Source organism: Oleiphilus sp. HI0128, from assembly GCF_001635365.1.
This window is the reverse complement of the sequence record NZ_LWGG01001051.1, coordinates 1-4425: the sequence shown is the minus strand read 5'-3', so window position 1 is coordinate 4425 and position 4425 is coordinate 1. Positions and strand designations below refer to the sequence as shown.

The 4425-nt window shown below is 47.1% G+C and carries 4 protein-coding genes; all 4 read left to right on the top strand.

Going from position 1 to position 4425, the window contains the following annotated elements:
* A partial coding sequence (locus A3763_RS28840) for an ExeA family protein (RefSeq protein ID WP_369823134.1) occupies positions 1-395 on the top strand: 395 nt, incomplete at its 5' end.
* A complete protein-coding gene (locus A3763_RS17845; RefSeq protein WP_068509830.1) occupies positions 392-1609 on the top strand; it encodes a M48 family metallopeptidase in 1218 nt (405 codons plus the stop codon). The genes A3763_RS28840 and A3763_RS17845, both read left to right, overlap by 4 nt.
* A gap of 12 nt (positions 1610-1621) precedes the next feature.
* Positions 1622-3385 (top strand): GspE/PulE family protein, encoded by a 1764-nt coding sequence (locus A3763_RS17840; protein ID WP_068509834.1) that lies wholly within the window; start codon positions 1622-1624, stop codon positions 3383-3385.
* A gap of 24 nt (positions 3386-3409) precedes the next feature.
* The gene (locus A3763_RS17835) at positions 3410-4378 is read left to right on the top strand and encodes a type II secretion system F family protein (protein WP_068760272.1); all 969 of its coding nucleotides are present in this window, start codon (positions 3410-3412) and stop codon (positions 4376-4378) included.
* Positions 4379-4425 lie beyond the last annotated feature (47 nt).

The following is a 4425-nucleotide window of genomic DNA, read 5'->3' as shown; positions in this document are numbered from 1 at the left end:
CAAAACTGATGCAGGTTGTACTCTTTGGTCAGCCAGAATTGGATGAAATGTTGAATAGCAAAAGTCTTCGACAGCTGCAGCAAAGAATAACGTTTCAGCATGAAATTCGCCCGCTCGATAGGGAGGGTGTCGAACAATATATTTCTCATCGAATGATCCTGGCAGGATACAGCGGTGGTCGTTTGTTTGAAGCAAAAGCAATTTCACTATTAGTGAGTGCATCCAAAGGTATTCCTCGCTTGGTAAATATTTTATGCCATAAGGCGCTGATGGGCGCCTTTGGTGAGGGTGTAAACCTAGTGACCGCGAAGCATATGAAAGCAGCGATTAAAGATACGGAAAGCGCACATAAACCCTGGTGGCGATCTATGCCTCTACCTGGAGCGCTTTCATGAGTTTAGTCAATGATATGCTTAGGGATCTGGAGAAGCGTAAAGCCCCTGAGCAAACCGGTTCCCTAGATACGGGCGTGTCTCGAGAAAGCATGATCGAGCCCAAACAAAGTAGCTTTAAGCAGAAAGATCTTATTTTGGTCGTCTTGGTCATTCTGGTGGCGAGCTTGTTTGCTTATATTCTTATGTCGACTGAGGAAAGCACTGTTGTCTCTGGAGATAGAGACAATAATAGTGAGCGGGCGGTTCAATCGGAAGCAGGGCTTTCACAGCAAGCGCCGACAATGCCTGTCGAAGAGCAGACAGTAAATGAAAAGCAGATAGCCGGGCCTAAATTACTCGAACCTGCTGTAGCGACGAAACAGACTCAGGTTTTGCAAGAATCTGCGCTAAAAGAAAAGAAAAGAGTGGAGCCGGTTGCCTCGGCTATTGTTGAGAAAAAAGCGCGAACAAGTGTCGTGGAAGAAAGCAAAGCAACGAAATCTGTTGTGGCAAAAGAGAGTCGTGAAGTCAAAAAGGCTAGCGATAATATTGTGACTCAGCCAAAAGTTGATAAGAGTACTGTTAGCAAGGGAGCTGATGCTGAGCCAAATTTGCAGACAAAAGCGAAAACCAAGGCCAAGCCGCTTGGTGTTGTTTTGTCTCCCTCTGCACTTGATTTAAAAATGGCATCAGATGCTATTTCATTATTTGAAATAGGTAAGCCAGCAGAAGCTTATGCTTTAATGCAGGCTTTTGTTGCCGAGAACAAGACTGTCGATAAAACGCTCAGCGTTTTGGCAAATCGCTTACTGCAAGACCAGCGCTTCAACGAGCTGTCGGGCCTGCTGGGCCGGGCGGGTAAGCCATTGAGCCCAGACCTGAGACAAGTTAAAGCGCGATGGATGTTGATGCAAGGGGAGCCTGAGCTCGCCGTTGCTTTACTAGAGCAGTCCTTGCCAGATATTGACAAGATGCCAGAGTACTTTGCATTGATGGCATCGCTATACCAACGAAATGGGCAATCAGGCAAAGCGTTTGAACAATACAGTCAGCTTATACAGAGCAACGACACGGTTGCAGACTGGTGGGCTGGTTTGGGGATTGCGGCAGACCAGCTTAAACAAGGGCGGCAGGCTGTATTTGCTTATCAACAGGCGATGACCCTGCCTGGTTTGAATCGTGCGCTAGAGAGTTATATCGGTCAGCGGCTGACAGCCCTGTCCTCGGTAAAGTAATTGAGTGAAGATATGAGTGAACCGAAAAAGAAAATTCGAATTGGTGACTTGCTGATACAAAACGGTGTTATTACCGAAGATCAGCTAATGACGGCCCTATCGGAGCAGAAAAAGACCGGAAGGAAGCTCGGTAAAGCGCTGATCGATCTTGGTTATGTTGATGAAGACAAACTTCTGAATTTACTGTCTCAGCAGTTGGAAGTGCCATTTGTTCACCTTCGTCATTACCAGTTTAATAACGACCTGGTTAATAAGCTGCCGGAGACATTAGCACGACGTTTCAGAGCGATAGTCTTAGATGAACAGCAGGGAGAGTTGTTAGTCGGCATGGCCGACCCGATGGATCTTATGGCCTTCGATGAGATTGGTCGAGCGGTCAACCAGCCTTTACGTCTAGCGGTTGTTCGTGAAAGCGAGCTCTTGACGACCATTGACATGGTTTATCGTAAAACAGAAGAAATATCTCACTTGGCTGGAGAGCTTGAAGAAGAGTTGGAAGATGATGCTTTCGACTTGGCTGAGTTAACCACGACCGGAGATGACAGTGAAGCACCGGTTGTAAAACTGCTGCAATCTATTTTTGAAGATGCGGTGCAGGCGAGAGCATCTGATATACATATTGAACCAGACGAAAGTGTGGTACGAATCAGGCAGCGTATAGATGGCATTCTGCAAGAGCAGGTGATGAAAGAGACACGAATCAATGCCGCCCTGGTACTGCGTTTGAAGTTGATGTCGGGCTTAAATATATCCGAAAAAAGAATTCCTCAAGATGGACGCTTTAACGTTAGGGTTAAGGCGCGGTCAGTGGATGTGCGTCTATCGACGATGCCTACGCAATATGGCGAGTCCGTGGTGATGCGTCTTCTTGATCAGACCGAAGGTATTCTGGGGCTGGACAAGGTAGGTATGCCCCCCAAAATACTCGAGCGTTTTAGAATCGCAGTGACACGTCCGCATGGACTGGTACTGGTAACCGGGCCGACGGGGAGTGGTAAAACGACCACTTTGTATGGCGCGCTATCTGAATTGAACAAACCAGAAGTAAAAATTATTACCGCAGAAGATCCGGTTGAATATCGTCTTCCGCGAATTACTCAGGTACAGGTTAACCCAAAGGTGGGATTGAATTTTTCTACCGTACTTAGGGCCTGTTTGCGTCAAGACCCGGATATTGTTTTGGTTGGTGAGATGCGAGACCAAGAGACCGCAGAAATTGGCTTGCGGGCGGCAATGACAGGTCATATGGTGATGTCGACCTTGCATACCAATGACGCGATTGGCAGTGCCATGCGTTTGATTGATATGGGCGCAGAGCCTTATTTGGTAGCGAGTTCTTTGGGCGGGGTGCTGGCCCAGCGTCTTATCAGACGGGTATGCCCGAACTGTGCGACCGAGTATCACCCAACGGAACAGGAGAGAATCTGGCTAGGTAGTATGGTCGCTGAAGGTGAAATCCTACCAGATAATTTCACTGTTGGAAGCGGCTGTTACCAGTGCAGTGATACCGGCTATAAAGGGCGAGTAGGTATTTACGAGTGGCTAGAAATGGATGATCGTACTTTGGGGGCGCTTCGTCGTGCAGACCCGGATGCCTTTGCTGAAGCTGCCAAGATGAATGCTTATTACGAGCCCTTGGATCGGTGCGCCTTAGAGTATGCGCGTCAGGGTATTACGACGATTGATGAGGTCTTCAGAATTTCTGCAACCCTTGATGAATTGGGGGCAAGCTTGGACGATGAGCTGGAAATAGACCTGGATGAACTCGATGAGTAACTTACTTGAAGGGTGGCAGGGTTAATGGCTCGATTTCAATACAAGGGGCGTGATGCAAAAGGGGCCCAGGTTAGCGGTGAACTGGAGATAGCTTCAGAGTCAGCTGCTGCCAATGAGCTGCTTAAAAAAGGTATTACTCCGGTTCAAATCAGTGAGCTGCAGGAAGCGTCAAAAAGTTTGGGCAGTATAAATATACAGCTGATCAAACCCAAAGTGACGCTTGATGAGCTGATTATTTTTTGTCGGCAAATGAATGCTTTGGCTCGCGCCGGTATTCCTATTATACGTGCAATGAAAGGCTTGGCGGATTCAACCAAGTCAGAAGTGCTTCGCGAGACACTCTTTGATGTTTCTCAGCGCCTAGAGTCAGGTGTGAATTTAGCTTCATGCATGCAGGCCCACCCCAAGGTCTTTTCTGATTTGTTTATTAGTATGATTCACGTAGGTGAAAATACAGGTCAACTTGAGGAAGCCTTTAAACGATTAAGTGAGAGCCTGGAAATGGAGCGTGATACACGTAAACGTATCAAGCAAGCGACTCGCTATCCAACCATGGTTATTTCTGCGATCTTCATCGCCTTGTTTATTGTTAACTTGTTCGTTATTCCAAAATTTGCCAGTGTCTTTGCCAAATTTGGTGCAGACCTGCCGCTACCGACTCAGATACTTGTGGCGACCTCTGAGTTTTGTTTGGCTTACTGGTGGCTGATTATCGGTCTTATTTTTGCGGGAATATATGCCTTTAAACAGTGGGTGGCGACGGAGAATGGCAATTATATTTGGGATAGGAAAAAACTCGGCTTTCCAATAGTAGGGGTTTTATTTGAACAGATCGCCTTATCACGATTTACCCGAAACTTTGCCATGATGCTCGCTTCCGGCATGCCGATTACTCATGCTTTGGCGATTGCAGCGGAGGCCTCGGGGAATAAGTTTATCGGTAAACGAATTATTGATATGAAAGTGGGAATAGAGCGTGGCGATAGCCATTAAGAACGGCGCGTGCTACCGAAATATTTACCCCCTTGGTATTGCAGATG